18 protein-coding genes are annotated in these 21,268 nt (G+C 71.5%); 3 read left to right on the top strand and 15 right to left on the bottom strand.

The window, feature by feature from the left end:
- Together J1C73_RS16675 and J1C73_RS16680 are read left to right on the top strand one after the other, a co-directional pair.
- Positions 1-1,027, top strand: a 1,027-nt coding sequence (locus J1C73_RS16675) for a PQQ-dependent sugar dehydrogenase (protein ID WP_207317083.1), incomplete at its 5' end; no start/stop codon positions are given.
- 31 nt (positions 1,028-1,058) lie between these two features.
- Positions 1,059-1,316 (top strand): DUF6191 domain-containing protein, encoded by a 258-nt coding sequence (locus J1C73_RS16680; protein WP_207317099.1) that lies wholly within the window; start codon positions 1,059-1,061, stop codon positions 1,314-1,316.
- On the opposite strand, the gene J1C73_RS16685 is transcribed toward J1C73_RS16680, so the two are convergent.
- From J1C73_RS16685 to J1C73_RS16755, 15 genes are all read right to left on the bottom strand, one after another.
- Positions 1,313-4,498 (bottom strand): helix-turn-helix transcriptional regulator, encoded by a 3,186-nt coding sequence (locus J1C73_RS16685; protein WP_207317097.1) that lies wholly within the window; start codon positions 4,496-4,498, stop codon positions 1,313-1,315. The two genes, J1C73_RS16680 and J1C73_RS16685, sit on opposite strands and share 4 nt — an antisense overlap.
- A gap of 58 nt (positions 4,499-4,556) precedes the next feature.
- The gene (locus J1C73_RS16690; RefSeq protein WP_207317084.1) at positions 4,557-4,736 is read right to left on the bottom strand and encodes a hypothetical protein; all 180 of its coding nucleotides are present in this window, start codon (positions 4,734-4,736) and stop codon (positions 4,557-4,559) included.
- 261 nt (positions 4,737-4,997) lie between these two features.
- Positions 4,998-5,672 (bottom strand): hypothetical protein, encoded by a 675-nt coding sequence (locus J1C73_RS16695; RefSeq protein WP_207317085.1) that lies wholly within the window; start codon positions 5,670-5,672, stop codon positions 4,998-5,000.
- A gap of 71 nt (positions 5,673-5,743) precedes the next feature.
- A complete protein-coding gene (locus J1C73_RS16700) occupies positions 5,744-6,298 on the bottom strand; it encodes a GNAT family N-acetyltransferase (protein ID WP_207317086.1) in 555 nt (184 codons plus the stop codon).
- Positions 6,299-6,339: 41 nt separating this feature from the next.
- Complete coding sequence (locus tag J1C73_RS16705; RefSeq protein ID WP_207317087.1) at positions 6,340-8,565, bottom strand: MMPL family transporter; 2,226 nt, start codon at positions 8,563-8,565, stop codon at positions 6,340-6,342.
- A 239-nt stretch (positions 8,566-8,804) separates the two neighbouring features.
- Positions 8,805-10,064 carry an SLC13 family permease gene (locus J1C73_RS16710; RefSeq protein WP_207317098.1) on the bottom strand — a complete coding sequence of 420 codons (1,260 nt, stop codon included), beginning with the start codon at positions 10,062-10,064 and terminating at the stop codon, positions 8,805-8,807.
- Positions 10,065-10,144: 80 nt separating this feature from the next.
- Positions 10,145-11,653 carry an Asp-tRNA(Asn)/Glu-tRNA(Gln) amidotransferase subunit GatB gene (gatB, locus tag J1C73_RS16715; protein ID WP_123461806.1) on the bottom strand — a complete coding sequence of 503 codons (1,509 nt, stop codon included), beginning with the start codon at positions 11,651-11,653 and terminating at the stop codon, positions 10,145-10,147.
- Between the two features lie 16 nt (positions 11,654-11,669).
- Positions 11,670-11,903: a hypothetical protein gene (locus tag J1C73_RS16720; RefSeq protein ID WP_073738655.1), complete on the bottom strand. Its 234-nt coding sequence runs from the start codon at positions 11,901-11,903 to the stop codon at positions 11,670-11,672.
- Between the two features lie 5 nt (positions 11,904-11,908).
- Positions 11,909-13,411 carry an Asp-tRNA(Asn)/Glu-tRNA(Gln) amidotransferase subunit GatA gene (gatA, locus tag J1C73_RS16725; RefSeq protein ID WP_207317088.1) on the bottom strand — a complete coding sequence of 501 codons (1,503 nt, stop codon included), beginning with the start codon at positions 13,409-13,411 and terminating at the stop codon, positions 11,909-11,911.
- A 6-nt stretch (positions 13,412-13,417) separates the two neighbouring features.
- On the bottom strand, positions 13,418-13,714 hold the full coding sequence (gatC, locus tag J1C73_RS16730; protein ID WP_024492941.1) for an Asp-tRNA(Asn)/Glu-tRNA(Gln) amidotransferase subunit GatC: 297 nt from the start codon (positions 13,712-13,714) through the stop codon (positions 13,418-13,420).
- 147 nt (positions 13,715-13,861) lie between these two features.
- Positions 13,862-16,033 (bottom strand): putative bifunctional diguanylate cyclase/phosphodiesterase, encoded by a 2,172-nt coding sequence (locus J1C73_RS16735; RefSeq protein WP_207317089.1) that lies wholly within the window; start codon positions 16,031-16,033, stop codon positions 13,862-13,864.
- A gap of 245 nt (positions 16,034-16,278) precedes the next feature.
- Positions 16,279-18,462, bottom strand: coding sequence for an NAD-dependent DNA ligase LigA (gene ligA / locus J1C73_RS16740; protein WP_207317090.1), 2,184 nt, complete (start codon positions 18,460-18,462; stop codon positions 16,279-16,281).
- 30 nt (positions 18,463-18,492) lie between these two features.
- A complete protein-coding gene (locus tag J1C73_RS16745; protein ID WP_123461802.1) occupies positions 18,493-19,518 on the bottom strand; it encodes a methionine synthase in 1,026 nt (341 codons plus the stop codon).
- Between the two features lie 34 nt (positions 19,519-19,552).
- Positions 19,553-20,242 carry an SDR family oxidoreductase gene (locus J1C73_RS16750; RefSeq protein ID WP_123461801.1) on the bottom strand — a complete coding sequence of 230 codons (690 nt, stop codon included), beginning with the start codon at positions 20,240-20,242 and terminating at the stop codon, positions 19,553-19,555.
- Between the two features lie 39 nt (positions 20,243-20,281).
- Positions 20,282-20,821 (bottom strand): LOG family protein, encoded by a 540-nt coding sequence (locus J1C73_RS16755; RefSeq protein ID WP_207317091.1) that lies wholly within the window; start codon positions 20,819-20,821, stop codon positions 20,282-20,284.
- A 77-nt stretch (positions 20,822-20,898) separates the two neighbouring features.
- Between J1C73_RS16755 and J1C73_RS16760 the strand changes: the two genes are divergently transcribed.
- Positions 20,899-21,234 (top strand): DUF427 domain-containing protein, encoded by a 336-nt coding sequence (locus J1C73_RS16760; RefSeq protein WP_207317092.1) that lies wholly within the window; start codon positions 20,899-20,901, stop codon positions 21,232-21,234.
- The last annotated feature ends 34 nt before the right edge of the window (positions 21,235-21,268 follow it).

Consider the following 21,268-nt stretch of genomic DNA (forward strand, 5'->3'; position numbering starts at 1 on the left):
CGCGGCCGATCTGCCGCCGGCGAAGGGCTCGGTGAAGGTGGTGTCGACCCTCACGGAGGGGCTGGCCTCGCCGTGGGGTCTCGCGGCCCTGCAGGACGGTGACCTGCTGGTGTCCTCGCGCGATAAGGGGACGATCACCAGGGTCGACGCGAAGAGCGGGAAGAAGACGCTGCTGGGCGCCGTGCCCGGCGTGGCTCCCGCCGGGGAGGGCGGGCTGCTGGGGATCGCGCTCTCCCCCACCTTCGGCACGGACCATCTGGTGTACGCGTACTTCACCACGGCCTCGGACAACCGCATCGCCCGCATGCTCTACGACGAGAAGGGGACGACACCCGGTCAGCAGCTGGGCGCTCCCGACACGATTCTGCGGGGCATCCCGAAGGGCTCCCTCCACAACGGCGGACGGATCGCCTTCGGCCCGGACCACATGCTGTACGCGGGGACCGGCGAGACAGGGGACCGCGGCCTCGCGCAGGACAAGAAGTCGCTGGCTGGCAAGATCCTGCGGATGACGCCGGACGGCGAGCCGCTGCACGGCAATCCGCAGGCCGACTCCGTGGTGTATTCGTACGGTCACCGCAATGTGCAGGGGCTGGCCTGGGACAACCACAAGCGGCTGTGGGCGTCCGAATTCGGCCAGGACACCTGGGACGAGCTGAACCTGATCGTGCCGGGCGGAAACTATGGCTGGCCGGAGGTCGAGGGCAAGGCGGGCAAGGCGGGGTTCCGTGATCCCGTGGCACAGTGGAGGACGTCCGAGGCGTCCCCGAGCGGCATCGCTTTCGCCGAGGGTTCCATCTGGATGGCCGCTCTGCGCGGTGAGCGGCTCTGGCGGATTCCGCTGTCCGGTACGGCGGACAAGGAACCTCTGGCGGCCCCGCAGTCGTTCCTGAAGGGGAAGTACGGCCGTCTGCGCACCGTGCTCGCGGCCGGCGGCAACAAGCTCTATCTCGTCACGAGCGAGACGGACACCCGTGGCACCCCGAAACCGGGAGACGACAAGATCCTGGTGCTTGAGGTGCGGTAGCGGCTACAGCAGGCGGAAGGGTGCGCGGCCCGTGTTCAACTTCTTCGAGGAACTCTTCGCACCGGGCCGCAAGCACGCTGCCGAGGAACAGCGGCGGCTGGAGCTGAGCCGGGTCGATCTCGGCATCGGCGACCCGGCGCGCGGCCCGATAGACCTCACCTCGGGCAAGGTGGTGGTCCGCCGGCCGGACGCCGGGGACGCAGAGCCCGAGGGCGGGGTCCCCGGCGACCCGGACCCCGGGGACCAGGGTTCCGGCGGTGCGGCCGAGGAGCGCGGCCAGAGGCCTTAGGAACCCGTCGGCGTGCGGTAGAGACGCAGCCGGTGGGCGAGTGCGGCGGCCTCGCCCCGGCTCGCCACCCCGAGCTTGGCCAGGATGTTGGAGACGTGCACGCTCGCGGTCTTGGGCGAGATGTAGAGCTCCTCGGCGATCCGGCGGTTGGTGTGTCCGTCGGCGACGAGCCGGTGCACGTCCTGTTCGCGCCGGGTCAGCCCGAAGGACTCCACCGCGGCGGCAGCGGCGGCCCGGAGCTGCTCCTCGGGGTGGTCGCGACCGGTCTGCCCGTCGGTGGCGCCGTCGCCGTCCGGGACCGTGACAGCCACCAGGATCTCGTCGCCCGGGCCGGAGCCCAAGCCCAAGCCCACGCCCGAACCGGGACCGCGAGGCGCGTCGGGGACGGTGAGGGCGATCCGGGCGCGGCCGGCCAGCAGCTCGATGGTCTCGGTCAGCGGGCGGGCGCCGAGGCGCAGGGCGGTGGCGTGCGCCTCGCGCAGCAGGGCGGTGGCCGTGGGCCGGTCGCCGGAGGCCACGAGCAGGGCCTCGGCCCAGCGGTGGCGGATCTGGGCCAGTTCGTACGGCCGGTGCAGCGGGCTGAAGGCCTGCGCCGCGCGGGACCAGTGATCAGGGGTGTCGAGGCCTTCGGCACGGGCCAGCTCGGCATCGACGAGCAGACCGTAGGCCGCCCATACGGGGACGGCCATCGGCAGTCGCTTGAGGTGGGTGCGGATCAGGGCGAGGTTCGCCGGCCGGCCCGGCTCGGTGGCGGGCAGGCCGCGGGCGTCGGCCTCGGCCGCCGCGACGACGTGCAGCAGGGGCAGGGCGTAGCGCTGGGTGCCGGTCGGGAAGCCCACCTCCGCCTGGGCCTCGAAGGCCGTCCGGGCCTCGGAGAGGCGGCCCTGCTGGACGGCGAGGGTGACGGTGTGGCGCACGGCGTTGATGAAGTGCTGGGGCTGCGGGTCGCGGGAGCCGAAGCTCCGCTTGTTCAGTGCGAGTTGCCGTTCGGCCTCGGCGAAATCTCCTCGTGCCAGGGCCACTTCGGTGCGGCGGGCGGCGACCAGGCCCTGGGGCTTGCGGGACAGCGCCGTGCGGGCAGCGGCCTCGGTGGTGGCCAGGGCCTCGTCCCAGTGGCCGAGCGAGAACAGGGACATCGCCTGGTTGGTGCGGACCCAGGCCTCCGTGTCGGCGATGCCGTGGCTGTGGCAGATCTCGATCCCGTGGTCGGCGGCGGCCACGGCTTCCAGGGAACGGCCCATGGCTTCGAGGGTGGAGGGGAGATTGATGCTGGCGCGGCCCATGACGCCGATGAGGCACAGCTCGTCGGCCCGGTCGCGGACGGCGTACATCTCGGCGATGCCGTCGTCGACGTCTCCGGCATCGGCGGTCAGCCAGCCCCGGGTGAGGCGTGCGTGCAGCTCGATGTACTCGTTGCCGACCAGCCGGGCGTACTCCACGGCCCGGTCGGCGGCGGCGAGGGTCTGGGCACCGGGGCGGTGCAGGGCGCCCCAGCCGGCCACGCTCATCAGCACCTCCGCGTGGACGGCCGAGGGTGGCAGTCCACGGACCAGCTCCTCGGCGGTGGCCAGCTCGTCCCAGCCGTCGCCCCGGGTGAGGGCTTGGATCAGATGGGAGCGCTGGACCCAGAACCAGGCGGCGCGCAGCGCGTCGTCCTCGCTCTCCAGGATGCGCAGGGCCTTCTTGCAGATGGTGAGGGCCCGTTCGCGGTCGTTGCCGAAGCGGGCGGCGACGGTGGCTTCGGCCATCAGGTCGAGGTAGCTGAGGGGGGTGGCACTGTCGCGGCCGCAGGCCGGGTAGACCTCGGCGTAGTCGATGGGGCGCAGGGTGCCGCGTATCGCTTCGGGAGCGTCGTCCCACAGCTCCATCGCCCTTTCCAGCAACCGTAGTTGCTCGGAGAAGGCGTTGCGGTGGCGTGCTTCGACGGAGGCCTTCAGTACGGCGGGCAGGGCCTTGGCGGCATCGTGCGCGCCGTACCAGTAGCTGGCCAGGCGGGTGGCGCGCTCCCCGTCGCGGACGAGGGTGGGGTCGGCCTCCAGCGCTTCGGCGTAACGGCGGTTGAGCCGGGAGCGTTCGCCCGGCAGCAGGTCGTCGCTGACGGCCTCGCGGACCAGGGAGTGCCGGAAGCGGTAGCCGTTGCCCTCCGCGGTGGTGAGCAGCAGATTGGCGCCGACCGCTCCCCGCAGGGCTTCGATGAGGTCGTCCTCGGTGAGGCCGGCGACGGCGGCCAGCAGTTCGTACTCGACGGCGGAGCCGCCCTCGGCCACGACCCGGGTGACCCGCTGGGCGTCGTCGGTGAGTGTTTCGACGCGGACGAGGAGGAGGTCGCGCAGTGAGTCGGGGACTCCGGCCCCGTCGCCGCACTCCAGGCTGCAGGCGAGTTCCTCGACGAAGAAGGCGTTGCCGTCGGAGCGCTCGAATATCTCGTCCACCAGGGCCGGTTCCGGGGCGTCCGCGAGGATGCCGGCCAGCTGACGGCGGACCTCGGCGCGGCTGAAGCGGGCGAGCTCGATGCGGCGGACGGTGCGGAGCCGGTCCAGTTCGGCCAGGAGCGGGCGCAGCGGGTGGCGGCGGTGGATGTCGTCGGCCCGGTAGGTGCCGATCACGACGAGGCGGCCGCTGCGCAGCGTACGGAACAGGTAGGTGAGGAGGTGCCGGGTGGAGGCGTCCGACCAGTGCAGGTCCTCCAGGACCAGGACGACCGGGCGCTGCGCCGAGATGCGCTCCAGCAGTCTGCCGGTGAGCTCGAAGAGCCGGGCGGTGCCGTGCTCGTCGGCCGAGTCCGGGCCCGGCTCGCCGAGCTCGGGAAGCAGCCGGGCCAGTTCGCCCTCCTGTCCGGCGCAGGCGGCGGCCATCTCGTCGGGGAGGGTGCGGCGCAGGGCGCGCAGGGCCGTGGAGAAGGGGGCGTACGGCAGGCCGTCCGCGCCGATCTCCACGCAGCCGCCCACGGCGACGACGGCCCCGCGGCGGGCGGCCACCGCCAGGAACTCCTCGACCAGACGGGTCTTGCCGACGCCCGCCTCGCCACCGATGAGCAGTGCCTGCGGCTCTCCGCAGGCGCAGCCGTCCGGACCAGCGCCTTCCGCGGTGGCACGGGCGAGCGCATCGGTGAGCGAGGTGAGTTCACCTGCGCGGCCGACGAACACGGGACTGACTGACCTGGTCTCCACGGAGCCGAGCATCGCATACGGGTCCGACAGCTCGGAGCCGGGAAGCCGGACAGACATCGCCTTTCGGCCCTTACGCGGCGTGCGCGAAGCGTTCCCGTTCCCCGTCCGCGCTCACCGTCCTCTCGCGCTCCTTGCGTGCCGAACTGCGGGCGGCCCGGTCGGCGCGACGCGCTTCCCGGACGAGCCGCTCGGTGTCGGCGCGACGGATCAGTTCGGCTTGCCTGATCTTCTGGAGTTCCAGCGTATACATGCGATTCCCCCTGGTGACGAGGGCCGTTGGGCCCGGGTGGCGGCAGTTCGTCTGCCGTGCCTCCACTTTCGTCCCCCAGGGGGTGTCGCCGCATCGGGCGAGTTCCGCATCTCTGACGGGCCGGCGCCTTAGGCGGATGCCCACGTCACCGCACAAGGGCCGTAAACGCCCCCGCGGATGCCTTAGCCAGCTCCGGGAGACGCCGTACCGGAGGGAAGTGCGGGGCGGCAAGGGCGGGAGGGGACGTACCCGCCCGCCGGGTCAGCTTCCCGTAGCCGCCGCGGCCGCCGTGGGCAGGGCGACGATGAGGTCGAAGTACATGCCGACGGAGATCAGCACACCGATCGCACCGAGCGCGATGCCGCCCATGGCCACCGCGCGGACCCAGCCGGCCTGCGGGCGCGCGGACGGGGCGCCGAACGCGGGCCGGACCAGGACGTAGATGCCGACCAGCAGGGCGACGACCCCGAAGAGGCCGTTGACCAGGGCGGTGGCGTGCCAGGCGTCGCCGTAGATCTCGGAGATCTGCTGCGCGGCGGAGCCGCCGGACGACGTCTTGATCTGCCCGATCAGCGTCTCGCGCTCGGCGGCGACCCGGCCGCTCCAGGCCCCGGTGAGCGAGACGATGCCGAGACCGACGGAGACGACGGCCGCGGCGGCGGCGCCGAGACCGGCAGACTCGTTGTCGGACTCGTCGTCGTCCAGGTCGAGGTCGAAGTCCTGCTCCGCCGCGTCCAGGTCGGCGTCCGCGTCGGCGCCGCGGTCCGTGGGCTCTCCGGACTCCGTGCCCGCCTCGTCGTGCGGCCCCGCCGTGTCGGGTCGCGCCGCCGCGTCCTTGGCACCGGCGGTGTCGGTGACGGCCTTCTTCGCCGTCTTCTTCTCCTCGTCGCCCTCGGCGACGGGAGCTGTGGGAGTAGTGGGAGTGGTGGGGTTCATTTCCCGCACGCTAGGTGCCCCGGATGAGAACCTTCTTAACGTCCGGCGGCACCCCGCTCCCGCACCCCGGCTCAGCTCTGCCGGGCCCGCCATTCCGGGGCCAGCACGGACCAGATCTCCGAGTCGTGTCTCACACCGCGGTACAGGTAGTTCTGGCGCAGCACGCCGTCCCGCTTCATCCCGAGCCGTGCGGCCACGGCGATGCTCCGGGTGTTCGCGGCGGACGCGTCCCACTCCACCCGGTGCATACCGCGCTCCAGGACCGCCCAGTCGATCAGCCTGGTCGCCGCCCTGGTCACCAGGCCGTGCCCCTCGGCGGCCGGTTCCAGCCAGCAGCCGACCTCGCAGTTCCCGGACTCCGCGTCGAAGATCCGGAAGAGGACACCGCCGACCAGGGTGCCCTTCAGCCAGATCCCGTAGAGCCGGCCCGTGTCGGCCGCCTGCTTCTCCGCGTACCGGCGCAGCAGGTCTCGCGCGGATTCCAGGTCGGTGGCGAAGGAGGCGAACGGGATCCACGGGTCTATGAGGTCCCGCGCCCGGTCCATGTGGTCCAGGAACTCCTGCGCCTGCCAGATCTCCAGCGGCCGCAGCTCGGCCCCGTCATCCCCCAGCGATACCGCGAACATCGTGTTCTCCTCGTCATCTCACCTACCGCGGTCCGCGCTGTTCAGCGGACGCGCTGCGCGGCCGGCACGGCCTCGTCGTCCCGGCTCGTGCCCGCCCCTGGGATTTTCGCACGCGGCGCCCGGCATTCGGGAGGCTCGATGCTGAGACGGGGCAGTCTGCGGTCCAGCCAGCCCGGCAGCCACCAGTTCGCCCCGCCCAGCAGGTGCATCAGGGCGGGAACCAGCAGCGTGCGCAGGACGAAGGCGTCCAGCGCGACGGCCGCGGCAAGCGCGATACCGAACATCGCGATGACCCGGTCGCCGCTGAGCACGAAGGCGAGGAAGACCGAAATCATGATCACCGCGGCCGAGTTGATCACCCGGCTGGTCTCTGCGAGGCCGACCCGGACCGCCCGCCGGTTGTCGCCGGTCTCCAGCCACTCCTCGTACATCCGGCCGACCAGGAACACCTGGTAGTCCATGGAGAGGCCGAAGAGCACGGACACCATGATGACCGGCAGGAAGGGTTCGATGGGGCCCGAGCTGCCCAGGCCCAGCAGCTCGCTCCCCCATCCCCACTGGAAGATCGCCACGACCACGCCGAACGAGGAGGCGACCGCCGCCACGTTCATCACCGCCGCCTTCAGCGGGATGCCGACCGACCGGAAGGCCATCAGCAGGAGCAGGCAGCCGAGCCCTATGACGACACCGATGAAGAGCGGGAGTTTCCCGATGATGATCTGTGCGAAGTCGTCGTAGCTGGCCGTCACGCCGCCGACATGGGCCTGGAGCGAGGTGTTGTCGGCCGCCTTCGGCAGTACGTCCGTACGCAGCCGGTCGACGAGCTCGCTGGTCTGCTGGGACTGCGGCGCCGAGTCCGGGACGACGGTGACGAACGCGGTGTCGCCGCTGGAGTTGTAGGTGACCGGGTAGGCCCATGCGACGCCGTCGGTGGCGCGCAGCGTCGCGGGCAGCGCGTCCATCGCCAGCCGGTCGTCGGCGCCGTCGAGCTGTGCGGCGATGGTCAGCGGTCCGTTGACGCCGGGACCGAATCCGCTCGCCAGCAGGTCGTACGCCTGCCGGGTGGTCGAGGACTTCGCGTTGTTGCCCTGGTCGGAGCTGCCCAGGTGGAGCGAGAAGGTGGGGAGCGCGAGGACCAGCATCACCACCACCGCGATCCCGCCGAGCAGCTTGGGGTGCCGCTCGACGAAGGCGGACCAGCGCGCGGCGAACCCGGTGGGCAGGTCCGGCTGCGGGCCGTGCTCGGCGAGCTGTCTGCGCTCGCGCCTGCTCAGCGCCCGCATCCCGATGAGGGACAGCAGGGCCGGCAGAAGGGTCACGGCGGCCGCCACCGTCAGCACGACGGTGAGCGAGGCGGCGACCGCGACACCGTTGAGGAAGCTCAGCCGCAGGATCAGCATCCCCAGCAGTGCGATGCAGACGGTGGCCCCGGCGAAGACGACGGCCCGCCCGGTCGTGGCGACCGCGTGCTCCGCCGCCTCGGGAACGGTCATACCGCGCCGGAGCCCTCTGCGGTGCCGGGTGACGATGAAGAGGGCGTAGTCGATGCCGACCCCGAGCCCGACGAGCATGCCGAGCATCGGGGCGAAGTCGGCGACGGTCATCACGTGCCCGAGCAGCACGATGCCCGCGTACGCCGTTCCGACCGAGACGAGAGCGGTGGCGATGGGCAGCATGCTGGCGGCGAGGGAGCCGAAGGCGAGGAAGAGCACGACGGCCGCGACGGCGACCCCGATGGCCTCGCTGACGTGCACGGCGGGCGCTTCGGTGAGGGCGACGGCCGAGCCGCCCAGCTCGACCCGGAGGTGTTCGCCCGAGGCGGCCTTCGCGGTGTGGACGACCGCCTCGGCCTGCGCCACCGGCACGTCGTCGGCCTGCCGGTCGAAGGTGACCGTGGCGTAGGCCGTGCGCCCGTCCGCGCTGATCTGCCCCGCGCCCGCCTGGGTGTAGGGCCCGCTGACGGCGCCGACACCCGGCAGCCGTTCGACCGCGTGCAGGGTGCTGGTCATCTTCTGCTCGACGTCGGCCGCCCGCACGGTGGAGTCGTCGGTGTGCCAGACGATGGTGTCGGTGTCCCCGCCGAGATTGGTGAAGCCGCTCTTCAACAGCGCTGCGGCGCGGCCGGATTCGGTGCCGGGCGCCTCGTAGTCGTTCGTATAGGCGCTGCCCGCGAACGCCGCACCGGCGGCCGTGCCGCCGAGGGCGAGCAGCCAGATGAGGACGGCGACGAGACGGTGTGCGATGCACCAGCGGGCGATGGCAGCCAAGGGACGAGCTCCCTGCGGATTCGTGGTCTCTCCGGCGGCTCGACAGAGCCGTCCGCAAGAAAAACGCATGACCTTGAGAACTGTCACTCTGACAGCCAACTGTGATCATTTGCCCCATTCGTGGCCATACTCACAGGCGTCGGATCCGCATATGGGCGACATCGCCGCGACCATCCGGCGGGCTCGCGGACGGTGTGCGACGGGCGCGGACGCCCAGCGTTCGCACACCTGGGCACGCGTCACACCCCGATCACCCGCAGCGCCCCCCAGAGCGCGACCGTCGACACCACGAGCGTCGCCGGTACGGTCAGCAGCCCGAGCCTGGTGAAGTGGCCGAGCTCCGGCGCCGCGCCGTGCGTGTGCAGGATGCGACGCCACAACAGGGTGGCGAGCGAGCCGACGTAGGTGAGGTTCGGCCCGAGGTTCACCCCGATCAGTGCGGCCAGCAGCGGACCCGGGCCGGCCGCGGCGACGACCGGGAGCAGGGCGAGGATCGCCGGCAGGTTGTTGATCAGGTTGGCGAGCACCGCCGCCACCGCGGCCACCGCCAGCAGCGCGGGCAGCGAGGATCCGTCCGGCAGGACCCGGGCGATACCGGCGCCCAGGCCCTGGTCGACGACCGCCTTGACGACGACGCCCAGGGCCAGCACGAACAGGCAGAACGGCACGTTCGCGGCGTGCACCAGCCCCTTCGCGGTGGTCTCCCGTTTCGCCAGCGCCCGTACGGCAAGCACGGCGGCGCCCGCCAGCGCCGCCCACAGCGGCTCCACGCCCGCGAACGAGGTCACGACGAATCCGCACAGGGTCAGCACCAGGACGACCAGGGTGAAGACGGGCAGGGCCGTCCGGTCCTCCGCCTCCTCCGGCGGGTGGGCCCCCGCCGCCAGGTCGGCCGCGAAGAACCGGCGGAAGACCACGTACTCGACGGCGATCGCCGCCAGCCACGGCAGCGTCATCAGGGCGGCGAAGCGGGTGAAGGAGAGACCGCTGGCCGTGAACGCCAGGAGGTTGGTCAGATTGGAGACGGGGAGCAGGAGCGACGCGGAGTTGGCGAGGTGCGCGCAGGCGTACACGTACGGGCGGGGACGGGCCCCGACGCGGGCCGCGGTCGCGAGGACGACGGGGGTCAGCAGGACCACGGTGGCGTCCAGACTGAGCACCGCCGTGATCACCGACGCGACGGCGAAGACGCCCCCGAGCAGCGGGCCGGTCCGCCCGCCGCAGACGCGGGCGACCAGGTCACCGGCCGCCCTGAAGAGCCCTTCGTCGGCGCAGAGCTGAGCCAGCACCAGGATCGCGGCGAGGAAGCCGACGACCGGCAGCAGACTGCTCACCTGGGACCGGGCCTCCGGCCAGGAGACCGCACCGGCCACGGTCACCAGCACCGCGGCGGGCACGGCGACGGTCGCCTCCGGCAGACCCCGGGGGCGTGCGACGGCGAACGCCAGCACCCCCAGCAGGAGGGCGACGGAGACGATCTCGGCGGTGACGGCGTTCAGTGGGCTCTCCGGAGCGGTGAAAGGGGCGGTGCACCCGGTGGTACCGGATGCACCGCCCCTTCGAGGACGTACGGGTGGGCTCAGCCCTCGACGCCGAGCTTCTCCAGGATCAGCTCACGCACCCGGGCCGCGTCCGCCTGGCCGCGGGTGGCCTTCATGACGGCGCCGACGAGCGCGCCGGCCGCGGCGACCTTGCCGCCGCGGATCTTGTCCGCGATGGCGGCGTTGCCGGCGATGGCCTCGTCGACCGCCGTGGACAGCGCGCCCTCGTCGGAGACGACCTTCAGGCCGCGCTTCTCGACGACGGTGTCCGGGTCGCCCTCGCCCGCGAGGACGCCCTCCAGCACCTGACGGGCCAGCTTGTCGTTGAGGTCGCCCGAGGCGACGAGCTCGGCCACCCTGGCGACCTGCACCGGGGTGACGGGCAGCTCGTCGAGGCCGCGGCCGGTCTCGTTGGCGTTACGGGCCAGCTCGCCCATCCACCACTTGCGGGCCTGGTCCGAGGGTGCGCCCGCCTCGGTCGTGGCGACGATCAGGTCGACCGCGCCCGCGTTGAGGATGGACTGCATGTCGTGCTCGGACGCTCCCCACTCCTCCTTGAGCCGTGCGCGGCGCAGCCGCGGCAGCTCGGGGAGACCGCCCCGCAGCTCCTCGACCCAGGTGCGGGCCGGGGCGACGGGTACCAGGTCGGGCTCCGGGAAGTAGCGGTAGTCCTCGGCGTTGTCCTTGATGCGGCCGGCCGTGGTGGAGCCGTCCTCCTCGTGGAAGTGCCGGGTCTCCTGCACGATCGTGCCGCCGGAGTTCAGCACCGCGGCGTGGCGCTGGATCTCGAAGCGGGCGGCCCGCTCGACGGAACGCAGCGAGTTCACGTTCTTCGTCTCGGAACGGGTACCGAACGCCTCGCGGCCGTGCGGGCGCAGCGACAGGTTCACGTCGCAGCGCATCTGGCCCATCTCCATCCGGGCCTCCGAGACGCCGAGCGCCTTGATGAGCTCGCGCAGCTCGGCGACGTACGCCTTGGCGACCTCGGGGGCCCGTGCGCCCGCTCCCTCGATCGGCTTGGTGACGATCTCGATGAGCGGGATGCCCGCGCGGTTGTAGTCGAGCAGGGAGTGGGACGCGCCGTGGATACGGCCGGTGGCGCCGCCGACGTGCGTCGACTTGCCGGTGTCCTCCTCCATGTGGGCGCGCTCGATCTGCACCCGGAAGATCTCGCCGTCCTCCAGCTGGACGTCCAGATAGCCGTCGAAGGCGATCGGCTCGTCGTACTGGGAGGTCTGGAAGTTCTTCGGCATGTCCGGATAGAAGTAGTTCTTCCGGGCGAATCGGCACCATTCGGCGATCTCGCAGTTCAGCGCGAGACCGATCTTGATGGCGGACTCGACGCCGATCTCGTTGACGACCGGCAGGGCGCCGGGCAGTCCGAGGCAGACCGGGCAGGTCTGGGAGTTGGCGTCCTGCTTGAGCTCGGTGGAGCAGCCGCAGAACATCTTGGTCTTGGTGCCGAGCTCGACATGGACTTCGAGGCCCATGACGGGGTCGTACGTCGCGAGGGCGTCCTCGTACGACTCCAGGTCAATGACAGTCACGGTGAAACTTTCCCTCTCAGCCCAGCAGGACGTCGTCGTCGCCGAGACGCTTCAGTTCGCGATAGAGGATCGCGAGGCCGGTGACGATCGCGGCGGCGGACACGGTCGCGTCGATGAGACGCAGCGTGTCGTTGTCGTTGCGCGCGAGCCTGATCTGCTTGGCAACACTGATCGCGCCGAACGCGGTGCTGCCGAGCGATACGTACAGCCCGGTCTTGGACTTCTTGAAGTTCGTGGCCTTCTTTGCCATGGCACTCACAGCGACGGAGCCTCCTCAAGCAGTGGGTGTCCCCACTTTTCCACGAACGCGGCCTCAACGGCGGCTCCGACCTTGTACAGCCGGTCGTCCTTCATGGCGGGGGCGATGATCTGCAGCCCGACCGGCAGCCCGTCCTCCGGCGCCAGGCCGCAGGGCAGCGACATGGCGGCGTTGCCGGCCAGGTTGGTCGGAATGGTGCACAGGTCCGCGAGGTACATCGCCATCGGGTCGTCGGCGCGCTCGCCGATCGGGAAGGCGGTGGTGGGCGTCGTCGGGGAGACGATGACGTCCACCTGCTCGAAGGCCTTCTCGAAGTCCCGCGTGATCAGGGTGCGGACCTTCTGCGCCGAGCCGTAGTAGGCGTCGTAGTAGCCGGAGCTCAGCGCGTACGTACCGAGGATGATGCGGCGCTTGACCTCGTCGCCGAAGCCGGCTTCGCGGGTGAGCGCGGTGACCTCCTCGGCGGACTTCGTGCCGTCGTCGCCGACCCGCAGGCCGTAGCGCATGGCGTCGAAGCGGGCGAGGTTCGACGAGCACTCGGACGGCGCGATGAGGTAGTACGCCGAGAGGCCGAGGTCGAAGGACGGGCAGTCCAGCTCGACGACCGTCGCGCCGAGCGACTTCAGCAGCTCGACCGACTCGTTGAAGCGCTGGACGACACCGGCCTGGTAGCCCTCGCCGGAGAACTGCTTGACGACTCCGACGCGCATGCCCTGTACGGAGCCGTTGCGCGCGGCCTCGACGACCGGCGGGACCGGGGCGTCGATGGAGGTCGAGTCGAGCGGGTCGTGTCCGGCGATGACCTCGTGCAGCAGCGCCGCGTCCAGGACCGTACGGGCGCAGGGGCCGCCCTGGTCGAGGGAGGACGAGAAGGCCACCATGCCGTAGCGGGAGACGCCGCCGTAGGTGGGCTTGACGCCGACGGTGCCGGTGACGGCGGCGGGCTGGCGGATCGAACCGCCGGTGTCCGTGCCGATGGCGAGCGGGGCCTCGAACGAGGCGAGCGCGGCCGAGGAGCCGCCGCCGGAGCCGCCCGGGATACGGGTGAGGTCCCACGGGTTGCCGGTCGGGCCGTAGGCGCTGTTCTCGGTGGAGGACCCCATGGCGAACTCGTCCATGTTGGTCTTGCCGAGGATGACGACGTCGGCGGCCTTCAGCCGCTTGGTGACGGTCGCGTCGTAGGGCGGGACCCAGCCTTCGAGGATCTTCGAGCCGACGGTGGTCGGCATGTCCTGCGTGGTGAAGATGTCCTTGAGCGCGAGCGGGACGCCGGCCAGCGGGCCGAGCTTCTCGCCCGCGGCCCTCTTCGCGTCGACGGCACGGGCCTGCGCGAGCGCGCCCTCGCGGTCGACGTGCAGGAAGGCGTGGACCTTCTCGTCGATGGCCTCGATCCGGGCCAGGTGGGCCTCGGTGACCTCGACGGCCGTGAGCTCACCGGAAGCGATCTTCGCGGCGGTCTCGGCGGCGGTGAGCTTGATGATGGTGCTGATGTCCGTCATGGCTTTTTAGTCCTCCCCCAGGATCTGCGGCACCTTGAAACGCTGCTGCTCCTGGGCCGGGGCGCCGGAGAGCGCCTGCGCGGGGGTGAGCGAGGGACGGACCTCGTCCGTCCGCATGACGTTGGTCAGCGGCAGCGGATGGGAGGTCGGCGGTACGTCTTGGTCGGCGACCTCGGAGACGCGGGCGACCGCGCCGATGATGTCGTCGAGCTGACCGGCGAAGTGATCGAGCTCTTCGCCCTTCAGCTCCAGACGCGCCAGCCGGGCGAGGTGGGCGACCTCCTCGCGCGTGATGCCAGGCATGCAGCGATCCTCAGGGGTTGGTGTGTGGTTTTGGCCGGAGCGCGGCAGGTGGAAATGTGCCGCCAGCCCCCAATCCTATGGTGTCGCCCGCACCGGCCACGGCCACCCGTGGATCACCCCTGCCCGGCCCGCCTCCCGGGGCCCGCCCTACGTCGTCGCGGGCCGTGAGTCGACGGTCCAGCCGGACGGCCGCTGCTCCGGCTCGGGCCTCGCCGCGGCGGTCACGCCGGCCGCCGCGGCCGCGGCCGCGGCGGCCGCCGCCAGCTCCGCCGGCCGCCGCCACCCGTGCTCGCCGCGCGCCCGCAGCCACGCGGTCGTCTCCTGCGGCGGCATCGCGGCCGCCACCAGCCAGCCCTGGACCGCGTCGCAGCGCAGGTCCCGCAGCCGCTCCCAGGTCTCGTCGTCCTCGACGCCCTCGGCAACGACCAGCAGACCGAGCGAGTGCGCCAGGTCGATCGTGCAGCGGACGATCTCCGCGTCCTCGTGGTCGATGGCGAGCCGGGCCACGAAGGACCGGTCGATCTTGAGCTCGCTGACCGGCAGCCGGCGCAGGTGGACGAGGGAGGAGTACCCGGTACCGAAGTCGTCCAGGGACATCTTCACGCCGTGCCCGGTGAGCCCGGCCAGCGTGTCCGCGGCCCGCTGCGGGTCCTCCAGCAGTACGTGTTCCGTTATCTCCAGCTGGAGGGCACCGGCCGGAACACCGTGCCGGGCCAGCCGGGCCGCGACGCCGCCCGCGAACCCCGGGGTGTGCACATCGCGCGGGGAGACGTTGACCGCGACCGGGACGAACAGCCCCTGCGCCCGCCATCTGGCGACCTGGGCCAGTGCCGTCTCCAGTACGTACTCGGTGAGGTGCGGCATCAGCCCGGACGACTCGGCGATGGCGATGAACTCGTCCGGAGGGACCCGCCCACGCTCCGGGTGCACCCAGCGGACCAGAGCTTCGAGACCGGCCACCTGTCCGTCGAAGCGGACCTTCGGCTGGTAGTGGAGCTCGACCTCGCCGGCGTCCAGCGCGCGCCGCAGATCACCGAGGAGCCCGAGCCGGTCCGGGGTGTTGCTGTCGCGCTTGGACTCGTACACCTCGACGCCCGTGCGGTCGCGCTTGGCCTGGTACATCGCCACGTCCGCGCGGCGCAGCAGCCCCTCCGCGTCCAGCGCGTGGTCGGGGTAGACGGCGACGCCCGCGCTGGCCTCCAGCACCAGGGTGAGCCCGTCGAGGTCCAGCGGGGAGGAGAGTTCGGCGACCAGATGGCGGGCGACCCGCTGGGCGCTGGTGGTGGAGTCCGCGGTCGGCAGCAGTACGGCGAACTCGTCGCCGCCGAGCCTGGCCGCCTCCGCACCGCGCGGCAGGGCGAGGCGCAGCCGTTCCGCTATCTGCAGCAGCAGCCGGTCCCCCGCCAGATGGCCGAGGGTGTCGTTGACCGCCCGGAAGCGGTCGAGGTCGATCAGGACCAGGCCGACCCGGGTGCCGACGCTCTCGGCCTCCTCCAGGGCCGTCCAGGTGCGCTCCAGCAGCCACTGGCGGTTCGGCAGTCCGGTCAGCGGGTCCCGCAGCTGCTCCTCGGCCCGGGCACGGGCGATCCAGAGCGTGGAGTCGAGCGCGATCAGCGGGACCGCGAAGAGCGGCAGCAGGACCGGCATGGCCATGGCGACGACGCAGATCAGCGGTGCGATGCCGAGCAGGGCGACCGCGACGAGGCCCTGCCGCAGCAGTGCGGTGCGGGCGACGGTCGGCAGCCCGCCGCCCTGGGGTGACCGGGCGTACCAGAGCAGCACCCGGGTGACGAGCAGATAGGTGGAGGCGGCGAGGAGGACTTCCGGGACGACGTCGATGCCCCAGTCGAGTGGCTGCCAGGGCGACTCGACGGTCTGCACCTCACCGAACGCGGCCATCACCAGCGCCGCCGCGCCCACCCCCAGGATGTCCACCGCCCCGTGCAGCAGCCCCTGCCACCAGCGGTGCCTGCGGGCCATCCCGACGAGTACGACCACGACCAGGCTGACCAGACCGGCGGGCACCCAGCCGTAGAGCAGCAGCACGGCGAGCGTGAGGGCGGCCCCGGAACCGGTGCCGCCCCACCAGCGGTCGCGGCCGAGCGCGACCAGATGACCGACGACGATCCCGGTGAGCACGGCCAGCGACCAGCCGGCCCTGCCGTCCGGGAAGATCGCGTGTCCACCGCTCACGGTCCGGTAGAAGCCGGTCGCGAGCTGGACGGTGGCCAGGGCCACGACGACAGCGCCCACTTTGGGCGTGAGTCCGACGAAACCCTGCAGCCGCGACACCGGTGCGGCGTTCTCGGTCGGTTTCATTCCGTCCCTCTCACAGCCGGCGGTGCCGATGTCACCTGATGATTCCGTTCCCTGCCACCGCGCCCGGCACACCCGGTGGCCGGGCTCCGCAGGCGCATCCCTCAACAGTAGGCCGCAGAGGGCTTCCAGGGGCAGCGCTCTACATCTCTTGCCCGAATGCGAACCGACCGTCCGTCAGCATCTGCTATGCGCCGACCGGGTGAATCCGGGCGTACGCACACGACTCCCCCCGCTGCGGACCGGCCCTACTCCTCGGCCGGCACCGCCGCCTCGCGCGCCGCGTCAGGCCCGTCCGCGAGCAGCACGGCGAAGCCGTCCTCGTTCAGCACGGGCACCTTCAGCTGCATGGCCTTGTCGTACTTCGACCCGGGGTTGTCGCCGACCACCACGAAGGAGGTCTTCTTCGAAACGGAGCCCGTCACCTTCGCTCCGCGGCTCTGCAGGGCTTCTTTCGCGCCATCCCTGGTGTGCGAGGCCAGCGTGCCGGTGACGACGACGGTGAGCCCTTCGAGCGGCCTCGGTCCTTCTTCCTCGCCGGCCCCCTCGTCCTCCATCCGGACCCCGGCCTCCCGCCACTTGCGCAGGATCTCCCGGTGCCACTCCTCGGCGAACCAGGCCTTGACCGAGGCCGCGATGATCGGTCCAACCCCGTCGGCGTCGGACAGCTCCTTCTCGGTGGCCTCGTCGATCCGCTCGATGGAGCGGAACTGACGGGCCAGTTCCTGCGCGGCGACGGGCCCGACGTGGCGGATCGAGAGCCCGGTGAGGATCCGGGCCAGCGGCGCTTCCTTCGCCTCGGCGATGGCCTCCAGCATGGCGACGGCGTTCTTCTTCGGCTCGCCCTGCTGGTTGGCGAAGACCATGGCGGTCTTCTCCTCCCCGGTCTTCGGGTCGCGCTTGGGCAGTCCGCTGTCCGTGTCGCGGACATAGGCCCGGATGGGCAGCAGCTGGTCGACGGTCAGCCCGAACAGATCGCCCTCGTCGCGCAGCGGCGGGTCGGCGGGCTCCAGCGGACGGGTCAGGGCGGCGGCCGCCACATAGCCGAAGTGGTCGATGTCCAGGCACTTGCGACCGGCCAGATAGGCGACGCGCTCGCGCAGCTGGGCCGGGCAGGAGCGGGCGTTGGGGCAGCGGACGTCGATGTCGGCCTCCTTCATGGGCCGCAGCTCCGTCCCGCACTCGGGGCATTCGGTGGGCATGACGAACGCCCGCTCGGTGCCGTCCCTGAGGTCGACGACCGGGCCGAGGATCTCCGGAATCACGTCGCCGGCCTTGCGGAGCACCACCGTGTCGCCGATCAGGACGCCCTTCGCCCGGACCACGTTCTGGTTGTGCAGGGTGGCGAACTCGACCTCGGAACCGGCCACTTCGACCGGTTCCACCTGGGCGTACGGGGTGACGCGGCCGGTGCGGCCGACGCCGACCCGGATGTTGACCAGCTTGGTGTTGACCTCCTCCGGCGCGTACTTCCAGGCGATCGCCCAGCGCGGTGCGCGTGAGGTGGAGCCGAGCCGGCCCTGGAGCGGGATCTCGTCGAGCTTGACGACGACACCGTCGATCTCGTGTTCCACCGAGTGCCGGTTCTCACCGAAGTAGGCGATGAACTCCCTGACCCCGTCCAGGGAGTCCACCACCTTGTTGTACTTGGCGGTGGGCAGTCCCCAGGCGTGCAGCAGCTCGTAGGCGTGCGAGAGGCAGTCGATGTCGAAGCCCTCACGGGCACCGATGCCGTGCACCACCATGTGCAGCGGCCGGCCGGCGGTGACCTTGGGGTCCTTCTGGCGCAGTGAACCGGCCGCCGCGTTGCGCGGGTTGGCGAACGGCTTGTCGTCCGCCTCCACCAGCCGGGCGTTGAGCGCCTCGAACCCCTCCATGGGGAAGAAGACCTCGCCCCGGATCTCGACGAGCGCCGGAATGCGGTCGCCCTTCAGCCGGTGCGGGATCTCCGCGATCGTCCGGACGTTGGGCGTGATGTCCTCGCCGGTGCGGCCGTCGCCGCGGGTCGCGGCCCGGGTCAGCAGGCCGTGCTCGTAGGTGAGGTTGACCGCGAGGCCGTCGATCTTGAGCTCGCACAGGAAGTGGTAGCCGGTGGCGCCGACGTCCCGGGCGACCCGCTCGCCCCAGGTGGCCAGCTCGTCGTCGTCGAAGGCGTTGTCCAGGGACAGCATCCGCTCGCGGTGCTCGACGGAGGTGAATTCCGTCCGGTAGGGGCCCGCGACCTTCTGGGACGGCGAGTCGGGCGTGCGCAGCTGCGGATACGTGTCCTCCAGAACCTCCAGCTCACGCATCAGCCGGTCGAACTCGGCGTCGCTGACGACCGGCTGGTCATTCACGTAATAGCGGAAGCGGTGCTCCTCGATCTGCTCGGCGAGGAGCGCGTGCCGCTCCCGTGCCTCCGCTGGCACTGCCGTCTGCTCTTCGCCGGCCATCGTCCCGTCCTCCCGTTACCCAGTGCCCCGCTACTCAGGGTTGTCTGCGAGCGATCTCGCGGCCCGGCCGCAGTGGGCGAGCGCGGCCCGTGCGTACGCGGGCGACGCGCCCGCGAGGCCGCATGAGGGGGTGATCACCACGGACTCGGTCAGAGTCCCCGGATTCAGCCCCAGCCTGCGCCAAAGCGTCCTGACCCCCATGACGCTACCGCCCGGGTCCGACAATCCGCCCGAGGCCGGGTCGGTGCCCGGCACCACCCCGAGGAACAGCTGGGTACCGCCCTCGACGGCTTCCCCGATCGCCTCCTCCTCACGCTCGGTGAGCAGGGAGAAGTCGAACGAGATACCGTCCGCCCCGGCCCGGCGCAGCAGTGCGAACGGGACCTCGGGCGCGCAGGTGTGGACGACCGAGGCGCCCTCGCCCGCCGCGCCCAGCACCTCGCGCAGGGTGGATTCGACGAGCTGGCGGTCCACCGCCCGGTAGGTGCGGTAGCCGCTCGCCGTCCTGACCCGCCCGAGCAGGACCCCGGTCAGGGACGGTTCGTCGAGCTGGAGGATCACCTGGGCGCCCGGCATCCGCCGCCGTACCTCGGCGAGGTGGTTGCGCAGCCCCTCCGCCAGCGAGTCCGCCAGGTCGCGGCAGGCGCCCGGATCACCGAGCACGGCCTCGCCGCCCCGGCGTTCCAGCGCGGCGGCCAGCGTCCAGGGCCCGACGGCCTGCACCTTGAGCGGGCCCTCGTAGCCCTGGGTGAACTCCTCCAGCGCGTCGAGGTCCTCGCCGAGCCAGGAGCGGGCCCGGCGGGTGTCGCGCCCCGGCCGGTCGCTGATCCGCCAGCCGCTCGGCTCGACGTGCCCGTACATCTCGACGAGCAGTCCGATGGTCCGCCCGATCATGTCCGCGCCCGGCCCGCGCGCGGGCAGTTCCGCCAGGTACGGCACGCCCTGGCCGTCCCCGAAGGAGCCGGTGACGGTCTTCGCCGCCTCCCGTGCGTCCCCTCCGGGCATCGAACCGATTCCGGTGGCCGGGCACCCGCTGAACTTGCTCTTCTCGCTCACGCGGGAAGCCTACGGCGGTTCCCGGCCCGTGCCGTCAGCGGCCGGGGCGCACCGTGAGGTCGTTGACCTCGGCGTCGCGCGGCAGGTCGATCGCCATCAGGATCGTGGTGGCGATGGACTCCGGGTCGATCCAGCGCTCGGCGTCGTACTCCTTGCCCTCCTGCTGGTGGACCTTGGCCTGCATGGGGCTCGCGGTGCGCCCGGGGTAGACGGTGGTCACCCGGACCCCGTTGCCGTGCTCCTCGTGGCGAAGCGAGTCGGCGAGTGCCTTCAGCCCGTGCTTGCTCGCCGCGTAGGCGCTCCACTCCGCGTGGGCGGCGAGCCCGGCGCCGGAGTTGACGAAGAGGACGTGGCCCTCGGCGACGCGCAGCTGCGGCAGGAAGAGCCGGGTCAGTTCGGCCGGGGCCACGAGGTTGGCGTTGAGCTGGAGGTGCCAGGCCTTGGGCGTGAGCTCGCCGACCCGGCCGAGCTCGACGACACCGGCGATGTGCATCAGCGAGTCGAGCCGCTCGGGCATCGGCTGCTGGGCGAAGGCCCAGGAGAGCCGGTCCGGGTTGGAGAGGTCGCCGACGATCGTGCGGGCGCCGGGGTACAGCGCGGCGAGCTCCTTGGCACGGCCCGCGTCACGGGTCAGGAGTACGAGATCGTCCCCGCGCTCCAGGAGGCGGCGGGCGACTGCTGCGCCGATGCCGGAGCCGGCGCCGGTGATGAGGTGAGTGGACATGCCCCCATCGTCGCACCCGTCCACCCCGGCGCCGGCACATCACTGCAGGCCGGACCGCTCCTCCAGGTAGGCCAGGGCGCCCACCCCGTCCTTCGCGAAGAACACCAGGTCGGTCAGCGGGAGCGGCAGGAAGCCCTCGTCCTCCATGCGCTGGAACTGCTGGCGCAGACCGTCGTAGAAGCCCGCCGTGTTGAGCAGCACGACCGGCTTGGTGTGCTTGCCGTGCTTCTTGAGCTCCAGGATCTCGGTGGCCTCGTCGAGCGTGCCGGTGCCGCCCACCATGATCACGGCGGCGTCGGCCTTCTCCAGGAGCAGCGCCTTGCGCTCGGCGAGATCGCCGGCGATCACCATCTCGTCGGCGTTGGTACGCGCCTTCGCGGCCAGGAAGTCCACCGACACCCCGACCAGCTTCCCGCCCGACTCCTGCACCCCGTCGGCCACGACCTTCATCAGCCCGCTCTCCGAGCCGCCCCAGACCAGGGTGTGCCCGCCGCGGCCGAGCAGTTCGGCGAATTCGCGGGCGGGGCGGGTGTAGCGCTCGTCGAGGTCGGCGGCGGAGAGGAATACGCAGATCTTCATGGCCTCCACGGTAGAACCCGCCACCGACAGCCGTGCCGCCGGGGAAGAAACGGGCGTGCCCCGCCGCTGAACCACACATGACTGCCACCCGAGGACACCTCATCACCGTGGAGCCCGCCGCCGAGCACGTGCGCGTGATCCGCGACGGCGTAACTCTTGCGGAGAGCCGGCGCCCGCTCGTCCTGCGCGAGACCGGCTGTCCGGTGCGGTACTACCTGCCGCCCGAGGACGTCCGCACCGAGTTGCTGACGGCCTCCGACACCCGGACCCACTGCCCGTTCAAGGGGGATGCCTCCTACTGGTCGCTGCCGGACGCGGCGGACCTGGTCTGGGCGTACCCGGAGCCGAAGGAGGAAGTCGCCGCGATCAAGGACCACTTCTGCTTCTACGACACCGAGACGGTCGCCGGCTGAAGCCTGACCGGAGATCAGCAAAGCTCAACAACCC

It is taken from the genome of Streptomyces laculatispora, assembly GCF_017353455.1.
Lineage (GTDB): Bacteria > Actinomycetota > Actinomycetes > Streptomycetales > Streptomycetaceae > Streptomyces > Streptomyces laculatispora.

Coding starts and splice junctions, on each gene's coding strand:
- J1C73_RS16760 (WP_207317092.1), top strand. CDS start 20,899: ATGACTGCCACCCGAGGACACCTCATCACCGTGGAGCCCGCCGCCGAG.
- J1C73_RS16720 (WP_073738655.1), bottom strand. CDS start 11,903: ATGGCAAAGAAGGCCACGAACTTCAAGAAGTCCAAGACCGGGCTGTAC.
- gatA (WP_207317088.1), bottom strand. CDS start 13,411: ATGACGGACATCAGCACCATCATCAAGCTCACCGCCGCCGAGACCGCC.
- J1C73_RS16700 (WP_207317086.1), bottom strand. CDS start 6,298: ATGTTCGCGGTATCGCTGGGGGATGACGGGGCCGAGCTGCGGCCGCTG.
- J1C73_RS16690 (WP_207317084.1), bottom strand. CDS start 4,736: ATGTATACGCTGGAACTCCAGAAGATCAGGCAAGCCGAACTGATCCGT.
- J1C73_RS16695 (WP_207317085.1), bottom strand. CDS start 5,672: ATGAACCCCACCACTCCCACTACTCCCACAGCTCCCGTCGCCGAGGGC.
- J1C73_RS16735 (WP_207317089.1), bottom strand. CDS start 16,033: ATGAAACCGACCGAGAACGCCGCACCGGTGTCGCGGCTGCAGGGTTTC.
- ligA (WP_207317090.1), bottom strand. CDS start 18,462: ATGGCCGGCGAAGAGCAGACGGCAGTGCCAGCGGAGGCACGGGAGCGG.
- J1C73_RS16755 (WP_207317091.1), bottom strand. CDS start 20,821: ATGAAGATCTGCGTATTCCTCTCCGCCGCCGACCTCGACGAGCGCTAC.
- J1C73_RS16750 (WP_123461801.1), bottom strand. CDS start 20,242: ATGTCCACTCACCTCATCACCGGCGCCGGCTCCGGCATCGGCGCAGCA.
- J1C73_RS16685 (WP_207317097.1), bottom strand. CDS start 4,498: ATGCTCGGCTCCGTGGAGACCAGGTCAGTCAGTCCCGTGTTCGTCGGC.
- gatC (WP_024492941.1), bottom strand. CDS start 13,714: ATGCCTGGCATCACGCGCGAGGAGGTCGCCCACCTCGCCCGGCTGGCG.